Annotated in this window: 14 protein-coding genes; 4 read left to right on the forward strand and 10 right to left on the reverse strand. The window is 68.9% G+C overall.

Annotated elements, in window-relative coordinates; translation table 11 throughout:
• Positions 1 to 73 precede the first annotated feature (73 nt).
• The 10 genes from G1H10_RS10715 to G1H10_RS10760 all read right to left on the reverse strand — a co-directional run bounded on the left by G1H10_RS10715 (position 74) and on the right by G1H10_RS10760 (position 10,917).
• On the reverse strand, positions 74 to 1,372 hold the full coding sequence (locus G1H10_RS10715) for a Ni/Fe hydrogenase subunit alpha (protein ID WP_163736700.1): 1,299 nt from the start codon (positions 1,370 to 1,372) through the stop codon (positions 74 to 76).
• On the reverse strand, positions 1,369 to 2,184 hold the full coding sequence (locus G1H10_RS10720; protein ID WP_163736702.1) for an NADH-quinone oxidoreductase subunit B family protein: 816 nt from the start codon (positions 2,182 to 2,184) through the stop codon (positions 1,369 to 1,371). Before G1H10_RS10720 ends, G1H10_RS10715 begins: the two co-directional genes overlap by 4 nt.
• Positions 2,185 to 2,186: 2 nt before the next feature.
• Positions 2,187 to 3,008, reverse strand: a complete 822-nt coding sequence (locus tag G1H10_RS10725; RefSeq protein ID WP_163736706.1) for an FAD/NAD(P)-binding protein — start codon at positions 3,006 to 3,008, stop codon at positions 2,187 to 2,189.
• A complete protein-coding gene (locus G1H10_RS10730; protein ID WP_163736709.1) occupies positions 3,005 to 4,192 on the reverse strand; it encodes a 4Fe-4S dicluster domain-containing protein in 1,188 nt (395 codons plus the stop codon). The genes G1H10_RS10725 and G1H10_RS10730 overlap by 4 nt, the downstream gene beginning before the upstream one ends.
• A gap of 236 nt (positions 4,193 to 4,428) precedes the next feature.
• A complete protein-coding gene (gene hypE / locus G1H10_RS10735) occupies positions 4,429 to 5,565 on the reverse strand; it encodes a hydrogenase expression/formation protein HypE (protein ID WP_246219388.1) in 1,137 nt (378 codons plus the stop codon).
• The gene (gene hypD / locus G1H10_RS10740; protein ID WP_163736712.1) at positions 5,562 to 6,677 is read right to left on the reverse strand and encodes a hydrogenase formation protein HypD; all 1,116 of its coding nucleotides are present in this window, start codon (positions 6,675 to 6,677) and stop codon (positions 5,562 to 5,564) included. The genes hypE and hypD overlap by 4 nt, the downstream gene beginning before the upstream one ends.
• Before the next feature lie 7 nt (positions 6,678 to 6,684).
• A complete protein-coding gene (locus tag G1H10_RS10745; protein ID WP_216853130.1) occupies positions 6,685 to 7,014 on the reverse strand; it encodes a HypC/HybG/HupF family hydrogenase formation chaperone in 330 nt (109 codons plus the stop codon).
• Positions 7,011 to 9,398 carry a carbamoyltransferase HypF gene (hypF, locus tag G1H10_RS10750; protein ID WP_163736715.1) on the reverse strand — a complete coding sequence of 796 codons (2,388 nt, stop codon included), beginning with the start codon at positions 9,396 to 9,398 and terminating at the stop codon, positions 7,011 to 7,013. Before hypF ends, G1H10_RS10745 begins: the two co-directional genes overlap by 4 nt.
• A gap of 95 nt (positions 9,399 to 9,493) precedes the next feature.
• Positions 9,494 to 9,964, reverse strand: coding sequence for a hydrogenase maturation protease (locus G1H10_RS10755; RefSeq protein ID WP_163736718.1), 471 nt, complete (start codon positions 9,962 to 9,964; stop codon positions 9,494 to 9,496).
• Entirely contained in the window at positions 9,961 to 10,917 is a 957-nt protein-coding gene (locus tag G1H10_RS10760) for a universal stress protein (RefSeq protein WP_163736721.1), read from the reverse strand. Before G1H10_RS10760 ends, G1H10_RS10755 begins: the two co-directional genes overlap by 4 nt.
• A 161-nt stretch (positions 10,918 to 11,078) precedes the next feature.
• Here G1H10_RS10760 and G1H10_RS10765 point away from each other — a divergent pair, with 161 nt between their 5' ends.
• The 4 genes from G1H10_RS10765 (at position 11,079) to G1H10_RS10780 (ending at position 15,338) form a co-directional block, all read left to right on the forward strand.
• Positions 11,079 to 11,768 carry a CBS domain-containing protein gene (locus G1H10_RS10765; protein ID WP_163736724.1) on the forward strand — a complete coding sequence of 230 codons (690 nt, stop codon included), beginning with the start codon at positions 11,079 to 11,081 and terminating at the stop codon, positions 11,766 to 11,768.
• A 125-nt stretch (positions 11,769 to 11,893) separates the two neighbouring features.
• Positions 11,894 to 12,889 (forward strand): universal stress protein, encoded by a 996-nt coding sequence (locus G1H10_RS10770; RefSeq protein ID WP_163736727.1) that lies wholly within the window; start codon positions 11,894 to 11,896, stop codon positions 12,887 to 12,889.
• Positions 12,886 to 13,680, forward strand: coding sequence for an HAD family hydrolase (locus G1H10_RS10775; protein WP_163736729.1), 795 nt, complete (start codon positions 12,886 to 12,888; stop codon positions 13,678 to 13,680). Before G1H10_RS10770 ends, G1H10_RS10775 begins: the two co-directional genes overlap by 4 nt.
• A gap of 368 nt (positions 13,681 to 14,048) precedes the next feature.
• Entirely contained in the window at positions 14,049 to 15,338 is a 1,290-nt protein-coding gene (locus G1H10_RS10780; RefSeq protein WP_163736732.1) for an aldose epimerase family protein, read from the forward strand.
• Positions 15,339 to 15,388: the final 50 nt, after the last annotated feature.

Raw genomic sequence — 15,388 nt, forward strand, 5'->3', positions numbered from 1 at the left:
AGGAGTTCTACGACGAGCTGGCCGCGGGCGGGGCCAAGACATCGCTCCTTCCCACCAGACTCACCCGACAGCGTCAGCTGCGTGAGACGGTGAAGTCGAGGAAGTGGGCGGAGCAGGAGATGCACGGGTCGTAGTTGCGGATGGCCTGCTCACATTGCCATTGCAGCTGCTCGTCGCTGAGTTCCAGCCGATCCGAGACGAAGTCGTACAGGTCGTGCTCGATACTGGCCTGGTTCTGCGACGTAGGCGGAACGATCCGCGCGGTCTTGACCAGGCCATCGGCGTCCAGCTCATAGCGGTGGTACAGGACCCCGCGCGGAGCCTCGGTGACGCCATAACCCACGCCGGCGCGGGGCGGGACATCCACGTACGACGGTCCGCTCGGCTCGTACGCCTCGATCAGGCGTAGCGCCTCGTCCACCGCGTACAACGTCTCGACCGCGCGGACGACGATGCTGCGGAACGGGTTGCGGCATTCGCGGCCCAGACCGGCCTCCCGGGCCAGCTCGGCGGCGAGCGGCGACAGCGCCGACGAGTTCAGTGTGTAACGCGCGGTCGGGCCGACCAGGTAGTGGTCACCCCCGTTGAGGTGCGCGTGCAGTGCGGTGGAGTGCGGGACCTGCTCCTCGATGACGTGTTCCTCGAACAGCCGTGCAGGGAACGCACGGCCGCCGGTCGTGACCAGTGTGCCCGCTTCGATCGGGTACTGGCCCGGAGAACTGAGCGCCATCATCTCGTGTTCCTGCGTGAAGTCCGGGAAATCGAAGCCTGCGGCCATCCGGACGGTGTCGACGGCGACGTCGCGCGCCACTCGAAGCTGCTCGGCCAGCCGGCCGAGCGCTCCGGGCTCCGGCCACCGGTAGAACCCGCCGACCCGCACGTTGATCGGATGGATCGCACGCCCCGCGACCGTCTCCAGCAGGTCGTTGCCGGCCTTCTTCAGAGCAAGGCCCCGTTCGACCAGCTCACGGTGGTCGGCGGCCATCGCGATCGCGCTCTCGTACCCGAGGAAGTCCGGTGCGTGCAGGAGGTAGATGTGCAACGCGTGGCTCTCGATCCACTCACCGCAGTACAACAGCCGCCGCAGGTCCTGAATCTGCGGGCTGACCGTCACGCCGCACGCGTCCTCGATCGCCAGGCACGCGCTCATCTGGTACGCGACCGGGCAGATGCCGCAGATGCGTGCGGTGATGTCCGGTGGCTCAGTGTGCCGGCGGCCGCGCAGGAAGGCCTCGAAGAACCGGGGCGGCTCGTAGATCTCCAGCTGGACGCCGACCACCTCGCCCTTGTCGACGCGGACATGCATCGCGCCTTCGCCTTCGACGCGCGCCAGCCCAGCGACGTGCAGCGAGCGGTCAGTGCGGTGGGTCATCGGGTCCTCCCTGAGGGTCCGTCGGGCACGGCGTCGGAAAACTCTGGCGCAGCGGAGTTGAAGGTTCGCAGCGCCCGGACGATGTCGTCGTCGGCCATCCGCAACGCGCGCAGCCGTTCCACAAGGCCGGTCACGTTGGCGGCGGGCGCGCCGTCGACCGCCACCGGACCGAAGCAGCCGAAGCAGCCGCGGCTGTATGCGGGGCAGATCGCACCGCAGCCGGCCTGGGTGACCGGCCCCAGGCAGGGCGTCCCGTGCGCCACCATCACGCAGGTGGTGCCGCGCGCCTTGCATTCGAAGCACACGCTGTGCCGCGGGATGTTCGGTTTCCGCCCGACCAGGTAGGCGGTGAGGACCTCCAACAGCTGGCGCTTGTCGATCGGACAGCCGCGCAGCTCGAAGTCGACCCGAACGTGCGCGGACGCCGGCGTGGAACGGTCAAGGGTCTGCACGTATTCGGGACGCGCGTAGACCACTGACCGGAACTCGTCGACGTCGGCGAAGTTCCGCAGCGCCTGGATGCCGCCGGCCGTCGCGCAGGCCCCGATCGCCACCAAGACCCCGGACACCTCTCGGATCCGCTTCAACCGGTCGATCTCATCCGGTGTGGAGACCGAACCTTCGACGAGCGAGACGTCGTACGGTCCGGGCAACGATTCGCGGGAGGCCTCCAGGAAATGCGCTATGCGTACCTGTCCGGCGAGCGGCAGCAGCTCGTCCTCGCAGTCGAGCAACGTCAGCTGGCACCCGTCGCAGGAGGTGAACTTCCACACGGCCAGCGTGGGGAGGCGGCGAGCCGAGGTGTCGGTCATGACTACAACTCCCTCACGGTGAGCAGGTCGGCGGTGCGGTCGTAGGTCACCACGGGCCCGTCCCGGCAGATCAGGTACGGACCGAGCTGGCAATGTCCGCATAACCCGCCCCCGCAGCGCATGTTCCGCTCCAGCGTGAGCTGGATCCTTCCGGCCGGTACACCGAGACGCAGCAGCGCGTCGGCGGTGAACCGCATCATGACCTCTGGGCCGCAGACGTAGGCGTCGGTCAGCTCCGGATCGATCGGTGCGTCGGCCAGGAGTGTCGTCACCACGCCGGTGCGCCCCAGCCATTCGTTCGAGGCCTGGTCGACGGTGATGTCGACGTGGACATCGCTGCGTTCGCGCAGCTCGGCGATCTCCGCACCGAAGACGATGTCGCGCGGCGTGCGGGCGCCGATCAATACGGTGACCCTGCGGTGAACCCGGCGGTGGGCCAGCACGGCCTGCAACACCGGCCACACCGGTGCGATCCCGATGCCGCCGGCGACGATCACCACGTCCCGCCCGCGCGCGGCGGACAGGTCCCAGCCCACTCCGTACGGTCCGCGCAGTCCGACCACGGAACCGGGGGTAGCGTGGTACAACGCCCTGGTCACAGCGCCGACCGCGCGTAACGTCTGCGCCAGACGACCGTCCGGAGCCGCGGTGCCGCTGATCGAGATCGGCACCTCACCGATGCCGAACGCGGTCAGCATCGTGAACTGCCCTGGCGCGGACGCCGGGAGCGACCCGTCCATCGGCTCCAGCGTGAGGGTGACGGTGTCATAGGTCTCCACCTCGCGTCCGTGGACTCGGTACAGCAGCGGCAGCGCCGTCGTCATCGCGGTCCCTCCGCCCCGTCGCCCGCTGTCGTGCGCTCATCGGGTGAGCCGGCTCGCAGCATCGCCACCTCCTCGGTGATGTCGATGCCGACCGGGCACCACGCGATGCAGCGGCCGCAACCCACGCAGCCGGTCGAGCCGAACTGGTCATGCCAGGTGCTGAGCTTGTGCGTGATCCACTGGCGGTATCGGCTCGCGCCGGACATCCGGACGCTGCCGCCGTGGATGTAAGAGAAATCCAGGTCGAAGCAGGAGTCCCAGCGCCGCCAGCGTTCGGCGTGCTCGCCCGTGAGGTCGGTGACGTCCTCGGTGGTGGTGCAGAAACACGTCGGACAGACCATGGTGCAGTTGCCGCAGGTGACGCATCGAGCTGCGACGTCGTCCCAGTGCGGTGACTCGCGATTCTCGACCATCAGCTCGCGCAACCCGTCGGCGGGAAGCGAACGTCCCATTCGCTCAGCGGCCGCGTCGACGGCGTCGCGGGCGTGCGCCACGAGTTCGGCGTCCGCGGGTGTGGCCGGTAGTTCGGCCAGTACATCTGTCCCTGCTGGTGACCCGGAACGGATCAGGTAGGTCGGCGTGCCGGGCGAAGACGATACGCTGCCGGATCCGTCGAGGAGCTCGGTCAGCGCCAGGTCGTAACCCTCCTCGGCGGCCGGTCCGCTGCCCATCGAGCCGCAGAAGCAGGTCCGGCCGGGCTCGATGCACTCGACGGCGACGATGAAGACGCCGTCCCGGCGCCGCGCGTAGCCCTGATCCGGATGCCGGCCCTGACCCAGCACCCGGTCGAGGATGCCGAGGGCCCGCAGGTCGCACGGGCGCACGCCAAGGAACGCGTACGGACGGCGTGGCGTCTCGTCGGCCGCCACCACCGGGCCGTCGCCGTCCCGGGACCAGAGCCTCTCCCGCGCAGGATGGACGTACGACTTCCACGACTGCGGACCTGCCGCGTGTCCGAAGGCGGCGCCGTCGTCGCGCCGGCGCAGGCGGTACGTGCCGGCGTCCAGGGTCACCCCCCAACCGAACGGCAGGCGTTCGGCGGAGTCCAGCTCGTCCAGGACGATCGCGCCATCCCGGACCGTCGGCCCGATCACCGCATAGCCGCGGTCGCGTAAGACGTCGACGAGTACGCAGAGCGCCGACACATCCATCACCGATACACCTGCTGCTGTAGGTGTGCTCATGCCAGGACCTCCTCGTCTCCCACGCTTCTCCTGTCGGCGAGGATCGGGTAGATCCAGAAGTCCCGTGCGGATGTGCCACTCGGACGTGGCCGCCACTCGCCTGCGGAGCCTTGGCGTGCGCACCCGGCTATGAGGAACCTCGGTGGCGCTTCGGCGTCTCTGTGGAAGCGTGGGTGTTCGCGCACCCAGACGTTGAGGAAGCTCGGTGCACAGGCGGCGAGGAATCCGACCGCCGGTCAGCAGATGCGCGGGAGCTGCTCACCGATCAGCATGTCGACGATGCGTTCAGCGCCGATCAGCGTCCGTGCGGTCACCCGGCCGGGATGGTCTGCGACGACCTCACCGATTCGGACCGCCTGCCGTCCCGCCGGGTCCGATCGCATGGCGGCCAACACGGCGTCCGCGTCCCCCGGATCCACGAAGGCGACCAGGCAGCCTTCGTTCGCCACATGGAGCGGATCCAGCCCGAGCATCTCGCAGGCCGCGGCGACCGGCGTCGGAACCGGGACGGCCGGTTCGTCGATCACCACGCCGACCTCACTCGCCTGAGCGATCTCGTTCAGCGCGGACGCCAGGCCACCACGTGTGGGGTCCCGCATGACGTGGACTGAGCCGCCCGCCGCGTCCAGCATGGCTGCGGCGAGCCGGTGAAGCGGACGGGTGTCGGATGCGACGTCGCCGTCGAACCCGAGTCCTTCCCGGGCGCTGAGGATGGTCACGCCATGCTGGGCGATCGGTCCGGACAGCAACACAGCGTCACCTGGACGGGCGAGCGCCGCAGACAGCCGCGCCGCCGGCAGCCGGCGGCCGATGCCCGTGGTGGTGATGAACAGACCGTCCGCCGAGCCGCGGTCGACCACCTTGGAGTCGCCGGTCACCACCGGTACGCCTGCCTCGCGCGCGGCCTCGCCGACGGATGCGGTGATCCGCCGCAGATCCTCGAGCGGGAAGCCCTCCTCGATGATGAACGCGAGCGAGAGCCCCAGGGGATCGCCGCCCATCATCGCCACGTCGTTGATGGTCCCGTGGACGGCGAGCTTCCCGATGTCCCCGCCGCTGAAGAACAATGGGCTGACCACGAACGAGTCGGTGCTGACGACGACGTCCACGACGCCCAGGCCCAGCACTGCCGCGTCTTCGAGCGGGCTGGTCTCGGTGGCGCCGCCGGAGCCATGCACCTCACCGCGCGGGTCGGTGCCGGCGAGCTTTGTGGCGTCGCCGAGGGCCGGCACGATCACATCCCGGATCAGCGAGGCGGACAGTTGCCCACCTGAGCCGTGCCCGAGCAGGACCCGTTCGGTCTCGGTCAGCGGGGCCGGGCACGATCCCTGGGCCGGGTCGACTGTCTCGGTCGCCGTCTCGACGTTCATCATGACATCTCCTTGAGCGTTCGGTCCTGGACGGTTCGGCCCGCGCTGAAGAAGGCGGCACACGTTCCTTCGGTGGAGACCATGGGTGCGCCGAGTGGAGTACGGGGTGTGCACCGGGTCCCGTAGGCGGCGCAGTCGGTGGGCAGTCTCGTCCCGGTCAAGATCTCTCCGGCGATGCAGCTGGCGTTCTCCTCCGCATGCAGATCGCGCACGTCGAAGCGTTGTTCGGCGTCGTAGCCGGCGTATCGATCGGTCAAGGCGAGCCCGCTGGTCGGAATCGTGCCGATACCGCGCCAGGCACGATCGGTGATCCGGAAGACCTCGCCGACGGCGAGCTGGGCCGGACGGTTGCCGTCGCGGCGGACCGCCCGTGCGTACTGGTTCTCCACCGCGTACCGGCCGGTCTCCAACTGCCGGACCGCCATCAGGATCCCTTCCAGCAAGTCCAACGGCTCGAATCCGGTGACGACGATGGGCACCCGGTACCGTTCGGCGATCGGTTCGTACTCGGTCCATCCCATCACCGCACAGACATGCCCGGCGGCCAGGAACCCCTGCACCTGGCACGTCTCCGATTCCAGGATCGCGGTGAGCGCCGGGGGAACCAGCACGTGGCTGACCAGCAAGCTGAAATTGTCGATCCCGGCGGCCGCGGCGTGCAGCACGGCCATCGCGTTGGCCGGAGCGGTCGTTTCGAACCCGACGGCGAAGAAGACCACCTGGCGGTCCGGGTGCTGTTGGGCCAGCCTTACCGCGTCGATGGGGGAGTAGACGACGCGGACATCGGCGCCGCGCGCCTTCAGTGACAGCAGGTCCGTGTCGGAACCCGGGACACGCAGCATATCGCCGAAGCTGGTGAAGATCACTTCGGGCCGGATCGCGATCGCCATCGCTCGATCGAGCAGTTCCAGCGGTGTCACGCATACCGGGCATCCCGGACCGTGGATCATCCGCATGCCGGCAGGCAGCAGCTCGTCGATCCCTTGCCGCACCAGTGTGTGGGTCTGGCCGCCACACACCTCCATCAACGCCCATGGCTGGGTCGCGGTGGCGGCAAGTTCGTCGAGCAGCCTGCGGGCCAGCGCGGGGTCGCGATACTCGTCCAGGTACTTCATGCCCGGTTCACCCCGCCGTTCCGTCGGTGTTCCAGGCGTGTGAGGGCGCAGCCGGCATAGGGAGTGGCCGGCCGAGCTCGCCTTCGACGGCGCCGTCCATGGCGCGCAACACATCGAGCGTCCGGCGGGCCTCATCCTCATCGACCTGCGTGATAGCGAAACCAACATGCACTATCACGTAATCGCCGACGGTCACGCCGGGAACGTACGTGAGGCAGACATCCTTGCGGATGCCGCCGAAATCCACCGTGCCCATGGTGAGCTCGTTCCGCTCGGACATCTCGATGATCTGTCCCGGTATCCCCAGGCACATAGTCTGCGCCACCTTCCGTGTCATAGGTTCATCCGCGCGGACGCGACCGCGGCCTGTCCGTAGCTGATGCCGCCATCGTTCGCCGGTACCGTCTCGTTGACGTAGACGGTGAAGCCCTCATCGCCGAGCGCGGCCCGCAGCTCCGTCACCAGCCGGCGATTCTGGAACACACCACCGGACAGGCACACCGTGCTGACTTTGGAGAGCTGCGCGGCCCGGATGCACAGAGCGAGCGTCACGGCGGTGACGGTGGCGTGGAACGACGCAGCCAGCCGGTGGACCGGGGTACCGTCCGTCACGCCGCGCAGCAGGCCCATCAGCGTGGGTGCAGGGTCATACACCCACATGCCGGACGAGCTGACGACCTTCCAGGGCAGCTCGCCGGTGTCCACGGGCCGCCCGCCGGATCCGCCGGCGGTCGCTTCCAGCACGATCGCCGCTTCGCCCTCGTACGAGACGTCGTCGCACAGCCCCAGGATGCTGGCGGCGGCATCGAACAGCCGGCCTGCGCTGGAGGCATACGGGCTGTTCACGTGCCGATCGATCATTCGCCGGACGGTGGCGACCTCCTGCTCGTCGAACCGTCCGGCGAACGACGCGGCCAGCTCGGGGTCGACCATCCCGGCACCGATCCGTTCGCCCCCGAACAGGTAACCCATCGCCATCCGCGCCGGTCGGCGGACGGCGAGCTCACCACCCGGCAGCGGAGCGGTGCCGAACCGGCCCACCCGCCGATACGCCGTCAGGTCCGCGAGGAAGACCTCGCCGCCCCAGAGGGTGCCGTCGTCGCCCCAGCCCAGACCGTCGTACGCGACGCCGATGAACGGTTCGGTGACGCCGTGCTCCGCCGCGCACGAGGCGACATGCGCGTGATGGTGCTGGACCGGGAGCCGCCGATTGCGCGGCCAGCGCGCGGCGTACTGGGTGGAGATGTAGGCCGGATGGAGGTCATGTGCGACGCACGTGGGCCGGATCGACAGCAGCGTGGAAAGATGGGCCAGGCCGTCGGTGAACGCGGTGAACGTGTCCTGATTGGACAGATCGCCGATATGTGGGCTCACGATGGCGTCATCCGCGCTGGCCAGCGCAAAGGTGTGCTTCAACTGTGCGCCCACGGCCAGCAGCGGTCGCGGCGCCGGGCGTGGAAGCGGTGTCGGCGCCGGTGCGTAGCCACGGGCACGCCGCACGACGGAGCCGGTTCCGGCCACTACGCGCGCCACCGAATCGTCGTATCGCGCTCGGATCCGACGGTCGTGGGTGAGAAAGGCGTCGGCGACCTGCCCGAGCCGGGTGCGGGCCTCGTGGTCATCGATGATGATCGGTTCACCGGAACGATTGCCGCTGGTCACCACTAGTGGGCGAGCCAGGTCGTGCAAGAGCAGGTGGTGCAGTGGCGTGTACGGGAGGAACAGACCTACCTCGTCGAGCTGCGGGTGTATGCCCGCTGCCAAGGCGTGGCGGTCGCCTTGGCGGGCCAGCAGGACGATCGGCCGCGCCACCGAGGTCAGCAACTCCGCTTCCACGTCCGAGACGCGGGCCAGCTGCCGAGCCGCGGCGACGTCGGCGACCATGACGGCCAGCGGCTTGGCGGGCCGGTGCTTTCCGGCTCGCAGCCGAGCCACGGTGTCGGTTCTGGTGGCGTCGCAGACGAGCTGGTACCCGCCGAGCCCTTTGACCGCCACGATGCCACCCGAAGCGATCGTCCCGACCGCGGCAGTGAGCGCGTCGTCGCCACTGGCCGTGCTCTCGTTGCTGTCCGACGTGTCGCACGACGTCGCCCAGCGCAGTGTGGGCCCGCAGGCGGGACACGCCACCGGCTCCGCATGGAACCGGCGGTCGGCAGGGTCGGTGTATTCCGCGGCGCACGCGGCACAGAGCGGGAACGGCGCCATCGTCGTCTGGGGACGGTCGTAGGGCAACTCGGTGATGATCGTCGCCCGAGGGCCGCATGCGGTGCAATTGACGAACGGATACCGGTAGCGGCGATCCGCCGGATCGAACAGCTCCCGCAGGCACTCCTCACAGGCGGCGAGGTCGGGCGGGAAATCGCGGCGGCCGCTGCGGGCGATGCTCGCACCCACGGTGAAGCCGCGGCGCCCGTGCAGCCGCGCCATCCGGTCGTCCAGGTCGGTGACGATGACGTCGCGGACGACAGCCTGCGCCGGAGCCTCCGCAGGCAGCCGGGCGGCCAGCGCGTTCAGTGACTCGGGCGTCCCAGCGGCCTCGATGATCACGTGGCCTCCGGCGTTGCGCACCCAGCCGTTCAAGCCGAGTTCGCGTGCCAGCCGCACCACGTACGGTCGGAAGCCGACCCCCTGGACTGCGCCGTGCACATCCAACCGCCGGGCCGCCGCGTTCAGCGGCAGGGTAGAACCCTGGAGCCGGTCCTGGTAGGAGTCTGCGGTCATGCAGCAACCCTTCCGAAGGATGCGACGACCGGCGTAGGGCCGGAAGTCCCGGCCCTGCCCAGCGATCGCCCGTTACTCGACCACCAGCCGATGGCTCAGACGGCGGACGCCACCGCGGACAACTCGTCGATCGTGAGCGCCGCGATCCGGTCCAGCGCGGCCCGCACAGCAGGGGTCAGGCCGCGCCCGACGCTGAAGTCCGCACCCTCGACGGCCAGGATCACCAGCCGTCGCGGCATCCGGTCCAATGCAAGCGCCAGGTCGACCGCTTCACCCATGCCCATACCGTGCGAGCTTGCCAGCGGTCTGTGGCCGGTGAGCGGGCGATCGACCACGACGCGGTGGATCCGTCCCGGCTCGCCGCCGTCCGCGTGCAAAGCGTCGACCACCACCGCCACGTCGGCATCGCCCCACAACTCGATCAGCCGGCTGGACTCACCGTCGGTGATGGCCAGGGTCACCTGGGGCAGTGTGCACCGGTGCAGTCTGCGTACCACGGCCGCACCGACACCGTCGTCGCGGCGGTATTCGTTGCCGACGCCGATCACCACCGCCGGAGCCGTCATGGCCGGCCCTCCCCGTCGATGACCTCGCCTTCGGGCAGGCGGTCGCCGTGCATGACGATCACCGTGCAGTATGCCCGGTGCAGAAGGCTCTGGCTGACCGATCCCAAGAGCAGACCTGCCAGCCGTCCGCGCCCCCGCGAGCCGACGATGACCAGGTCCGCGCCGCGTGTCTGCTCCGGCAGCAACTCGGCCGGATCGCCCACCATGAGTCGCGTCTTGACCTGGACCGACGGATGCCGTTCGCGGTGCGCCAGCAGTGAGCTCGACAGGCCGGGAAGCACTCCGGCGAACGACAGCTCGCCGGCGCCGCTCTCCCGGCAGTGCAAGACCGTCAACGGGCGCCGGCGTTTCGCGGCCTCGGTGAACGCGTAGGCCAACGCGTGGTAGGCATCCTCCGAACCGTCCACCCCGACGACGATCGGTCGCGCCGTGCCGGCCAGCCCACCTGGGCCGCGGACCACGACGGCCGGGCAGGGTGCGTGGGCGGCGACGGTAGCGCTGACGGAGCCAAGCAGCGCGGATGCCGCGGTGGAACGTCCGCGTGAACCGACCACGACCATCGCCGCGTCCCGGGCCTCGTCGAGCAGCACACTCGTGGCTCGTCCCGGGGTGTGCACACCGCTGAGCGTCCCCGCAGGGAGACGATCGCGCGCGTACGCCATGGCACGGTCGAAGTCCTCGATCGCGCGCTTGGTCTGGGGAGGGCCCTCGACGACGAACGTCTCCGAGGTGAGCGGCGGCGTGTATGTCTGATACGTGGTCGGCTGGTCGGTGGCGAGGACGATGCGGACCGGCAGCCCGCGCAGTCGTGCTTCGTTCACCGCCCAGTGCAGCGCGAGCTGGCTGGCCGGCGTGCCGTCCACTCCGACGACGATCGGCCGTGTGGCCTGCCTGGTTCCCGATGGCCCTCGCTGGGAAGGCAAGAATTCGGTGTTCGGCTGGGTGTACGACATCGTGAACTCCTCGGGTGGCGCCGTGCCGCGCCGGGAAACGCGGGCATGTCTCGGCGTCTCCACTCTCGCGCGCGGGGTATACCTCCACCTAGTGGCGGAAGTCCCGGCGGCGGGGTCGTTCGGCCCTATCCGCTTCGATGTGGGAGGACGACTGTGAAGACATGAGACGGCTGATCGTGGGCGATGTGATGACCACCGATGTCATCACCGTGACGGCCGCGACCTCGTTCAAAGAGGTGGCGCGGCTGCTCGACGAGAACGACATCAGCGCCATGCCGGTGCTGGATGAGAATGGCCGCATCGTGGGCGTGGTCTCCGAGGCGGATCTGATGCTCAGGCATGAGTACCGGGACACCCGGCTGCGAGCGGGTTGGCTCACCTCGTCCCAGGCCCGCGCCGTGCACACGAAGGTGTGTGGGGTAGCGGCGCGGGAACTGATGAGTTCGCCCACCGTCACGATCCGGCAGACCAGTTCGGTCGCTGAGGCGGCCCGGCTGATGGACGTCCACCGCGTGAAGCGACTGCCGGTGGTGGACGGGGACGGTCGGCTGGTCGGCATCATCAGCCGGTCCGACCTGGTGACAGTGTTCCTCCGGGCGGATGACGAGATCCGGGAGAACGTTCGGCGGGAGATCTCACAGCGAGTGTTGCTGACCGAGACCGGAACCGTCTACGTCGACGTCGCCGACGGCGTCGTCGTTCTCCGCGGGGAACTGGACCGGAAGAGCAGCGTGGACATCGCCGAGCAACTGGCGCGCCACGTGGACGGCGTGGTGGATGTGGTGAACCAGTTGGGGTTCGACCGAGACGACTCGGAGAACCGGATCGCATGGAGAATCGGGACCACGTAAACCATTCCGCGTGGGAGCCGGGGCGGCGCGGAGCGTCGGCCCGTCCGGCCGATGGGGCCGTTGGGCCCGCGACCCGAGGTCCTGATCCTCTACGGTCGCCGTCGACTCGCTGGTGTGCTGGTGGCATGACAGCCAGCGACCCTGAGATGCAGAGCATTGACCGACCTGCAACGGATAACCGGCCGATCGCCGTCGGCGTCAACGATTCCGCCGGAGCCCTTCTCGCCGTCGAGTGGGCGGCGCGTGAGGCGGTCCGGCTGGGCTGTTCGCTCCGGCTGGTACATGCGTATCCGGTCAACGTGCTGCACGAACCGCTGACGGCTCCGATCGGGCATGAGCGCGCGGAGATCCTGTTCGGTGCCGCCCGCGAACGCATCCACATCCCCGCCAATGACGGCTTGCCGGTCAGCAGTACCGCTCAACAGGGCAGTGCCAAGCGCGTCTTGCTGCACGTGGCGGACGGGGCGCGGATGCTCGTTGTCGGCCGGGAACGGGTCGGACGACTCGCCGAACTGGTCCTGGGCTCGACGGCACTGGCGTGTGCCGGCCACACACCGGTTCCGGTGACGGTAGTTCCACGGATGTGGATGCCGGCGGCCCTCGACGGTGGCGCGATCATTCTCGGTGTCGACGGCTCGGTCCGCTGCCGGCCGGCGATCGAGTACGCCTTCGCCACCGCGGCACGGTGCGAGCTCCCGCTGACCGCGGTGACCGTCGTGGGCGAACGGATCGGCCCCCGGCTCGGGTGGGCCTCCGGCGACAACCCGCTCCGTAGCCGCGCCGACGGGCATCGAGTGCTGGAAGAGGCGTTGGCCGGCTTCCGCGAGACGTTCCCTTCCGTCGAGGTCCGGACCGTGGTCGATGACCGCACGCCGGTCGATGCGCTGTCTGCTCAGCTGGCTCGCACGGCCGATGCCGGGGGAGACGAATCCACGATCGCCGGAACCGGGACCGCAGGGCGGGCCGCTGCCGCTGCTCTTGCCGGACGTGTGGTGATCGGCGGACGCGGGCACGGCCTGGTGACCGGTGCGATGCTCGGCTCGGTGGCGCGCAGTCTGCTGCGCGGTCTGCCCTGCCCGGTGACGGTCGTGCACGCCGGTGAAGGAAGGAGAACGGAATGACGGTGACGCGAGAGCCCGCGCTGTATCTGGAGCGGATCGCTGGAATGATCTTCGACGTGGACGGTGTCGTGACCGACACCGCGGCGTTGCATGCCGAAGCGTGGAAGCGGACCTTCGACGAGTTCTTCGAGCGCCGTGCACAAGAGATCGGCGTCGAGTGCACCCCGTTCGACACGTCGGCGGATTACCCGCGCTTCGTCGCCGACCGGCCCCGCCGGGAAGGGCTGCGCGCGCTCCTGTCGTCTCGCGGCATCGCGCTGGCCGAACGGAACGGCCCGTCGGGCGCCGACCCGGACACCATGTGGTCGTTGGCCGAACGGAAGGACCGGTATTTCGCCGAGCAGCTTGAGGCCCACGGCGTGCGTGCGTATCGCGACGTGATCGCGCTGTTGCGCGATATCCAGTACCGAGGGGTCGCGACAGCGGCCGTCTCGGCGGGCCGCACCTGCGGGCGGCTGTTGGCGGCGTCCGGTATGACGCAGATGTTCGATGTGTGCATCGAAGGCGGGCGGGCCGACCGGCTCCGGCTGCCGGGTAAGCCCGACCCGACGGTCTTTGTCGAGGCGGCGCGTCGGCTCGGCGTCGCACCGCCGGACGCCGTGGTCGTCGAGGATGCGCCGGCCGGTGTCGAGGCCGGGCGCCGTGGTGGCTTCGGGCTGGTGATCGGGCTGGATCGCACCGGTACGTCGGCGGAGGGGTTCCTCCGGAGCGGTGCGGACACGGTGGTCGGCAGCCTGCACGATCTGATGCTCGTCGGGCAGCGCGCGGTGGCCGGGATGGCACGCACCTGACAGCTCAGCGGTGGTGCCGTCGTGGCGCGATAGCCGCGAACGTGAGCGAAAGGCGAGTGCGTTGCGGCGAAGGATGCACGCCGCGGTGCGAGGGTAGAGAAAACTTGCACAGTCAATTAGTAAGTCTTGCGAAGAAAAGTGTGTGTCAACCTCTTAACGTGCGCCGCTTGAGGCGATATGTTAACGCTCACAGGTGATTCTGCCGGGTCATCGCGTCACCCGGGCACCCACAGAGCAGGGGGTGGAGTGCAACGTCGGCCACCGGCCGCGTTTCTTGTATCGGACATCGTCGAGTTTCGTGCCCGAGATCGGCCCGGCACCGCATGGTCAATGGAACCGCATCGTCAATGGAGAGGAGTGCGGCACACATGTCGAACGATCACGCGAGAATTGGACACGATCATCCGACGCCCGGACCACAGCGGATTGCGGCCCGCGCACGGCGGCTTGTGCGCCGCGGGCGGCGGCCGGGGCGGCTACGGCGGCTCGGCCTCATCGCGGCGCTGGTGGCGGCAGCCGGACTCGTCGCGGCGCCGTCGTCGGGAGCGGATCTCAGCGCGAAACATGCCGCGCATCCGCGGCCCAGCATCTCCAGCGAGCCCTTCGGCACCTTGCCGGACGGTACCGACGTGGAGATCTACACGCTCCGGAACTCGCTCGGGATGGAGGTCACCGTCCTCACCTACGGCGGGATCCTGCAGCGGATCTCGGTGCCGGACCGCCGTGGGCGGCTGGACAACGTCACGCTCGGATTCGACAACCTCGACGACTACGTCGAACGTAACGACCCGTACTTCGGCGCCATCATCGGCCGGTACGGCAACCGGATCGCCGGCGGCGAATTCACCCTGGACGGCGTCGAGTATCAGCTGGCGACCAACAACGGACCCAACCACCTGCACGGCGGTGACGTCGGGTTCGACAAGCGGGTCTGGGAGGTGACCGACACCTTCGCCGACCGGCACAGCGCCGGACTCGAGCTGGAATACACCAGCCCGGACGGCGAGGAGGGATATCCCGGGACGCTGGAGACGACGGTCGCATACACCCTGACGAACAAGAATGAGATCGTCATCGACTACGAGGCGACGACGGACGCGCCGACCATCGTCAACCTCACCAACCATGCCTACTTCAATCTCTCCGGTGAAGGCAGCGGCACCATCGAAGACCACAGACTGCGCCTCAACGCCAGCCATTACACGCCGGTCGACGAGACGCTGATTCCCACCGGTGAGATCGCGCCCGTCGCCGGGACACCGTTCGACTTCCGCAGATCCACCGAGATCGGCGCCCGGATCCGCGAGAGCCACCAACAGCTGCTCTTCGGTCAGGGCTACGACCACAACTTCGTGCTGGACCGCGAGAGCGACGGGCTGGAGCTCGCCGCCGAACTGCGGGACCGGTCCAGTGGCCGGACGTTGTCGATCCACACCACCGAACCCGGTATCCAGTTCTACTCGGGCAACTTCCTGGACGGCTCGCTCGTCGGGACCGGCGGCCAGACCTACCGGCAGTCCGACGGACTTGCCCTAGAGACGCAGCACTTCCCGGATTCGCCGAACCAGCCGGACTTCCCGTCCACGGTGCTGCGGCCGGGCCAGACCTACGAGACCACGACCGTCTACCAGTTCTCGCCCGTCAAACGCGGACGCTAGCGATGCGTTGCCCGCGGAGGATGGCCGGAACGGACACATTCGGAGCCACG

The sequence above is a fragment of the Phytoactinopolyspora halotolerans genome (assembly GCF_010550675.1).
Classification (GTDB): domain Bacteria; phylum Actinomycetota; class Actinomycetes; order Jiangellales; family Jiangellaceae; genus Phytoactinopolyspora; species Phytoactinopolyspora halotolerans.

What these genes read in the sequence shown, in the direction of transcription:
- hypE (WP_246219388.1), bottom strand. Translation starts at nt 5,565, where the DNA reads ATGATGAACGTCGAGACGGCGACCGAGACAGTCGACCCGGCCCAGGGA.
- G1H10_RS10730 (WP_163736709.1), bottom strand. Translation starts at nt 4,192, where the DNA reads ATGAGCACACCTACAGCAGCAGGTGTATCGGTGATGGATGTGTCGGCG.
- hypD (WP_163736712.1), bottom strand. Translation starts at nt 6,677, where the DNA reads ATGAAGTACCTGGACGAGTATCGCGACCCCGCGCTGGCCCGCAGGCTG.
- G1H10_RS10715 (WP_163736700.1), bottom strand. Translation starts at nt 1,372, where the DNA reads ATGACCCACCGCACTGACCGCTCGCTGCACGTCGCTGGGCTGGCGCGC.
- hypF (WP_163736715.1), bottom strand. Translation starts at nt 9,398, where the DNA reads ATGACCGCAGACTCCTACCAGGACCGGCTCCAGGGTTCTACCCTGCCG.
- G1H10_RS10720 (WP_163736702.1), bottom strand. Translation starts at nt 2,184, where the DNA reads ATGACCGACACCTCGGCTCGCCGCCTCCCCACGCTGGCCGTGTGGAAG.
- G1H10_RS10760 (WP_163736721.1), bottom strand. Translation starts at nt 10,917, where the DNA reads ATGTCGTACACCCAGCCGAACACCGAATTCTTGCCTTCCCAGCGAGGG.
- G1H10_RS10770 (WP_163736727.1), top strand. Translation starts at nt 11,894, where the DNA reads ATGACAGCCAGCGACCCTGAGATGCAGAGCATTGACCGACCTGCAACG.
- G1H10_RS10755 (WP_163736718.1), bottom strand. Translation starts at nt 9,964, where the DNA reads ATGACGGCTCCGGCGGTGGTGATCGGCGTCGGCAACGAATACCGCCGC.
- G1H10_RS10745 (WP_216853130.1), bottom strand. Translation starts at nt 7,014, where the DNA reads ATGACACGGAAGGTGGCGCAGACTATGTGCCTGGGGATACCGGGACAG.
- G1H10_RS10765 (WP_163736724.1), top strand. Translation starts at nt 11,079, where the DNA reads ATGAGACGGCTGATCGTGGGCGATGTGATGACCACCGATGTCATCACC.
- G1H10_RS10725 (WP_163736706.1), bottom strand. Translation starts at nt 3,008, where the DNA reads ATGACGACGGCGCTGCCGCTGCTGTACCGAGTCCACGGACGCGAGGTG.
- G1H10_RS10775 (WP_163736729.1), top strand. Translation starts at nt 12,886, where the DNA reads ATGACGGTGACGCGAGAGCCCGCGCTGTATCTGGAGCGGATCGCTGGA.
- G1H10_RS10780 (WP_163736732.1), top strand. Translation starts at nt 14,049, where the DNA reads ATGTCGAACGATCACGCGAGAATTGGACACGATCATCCGACGCCCGGA.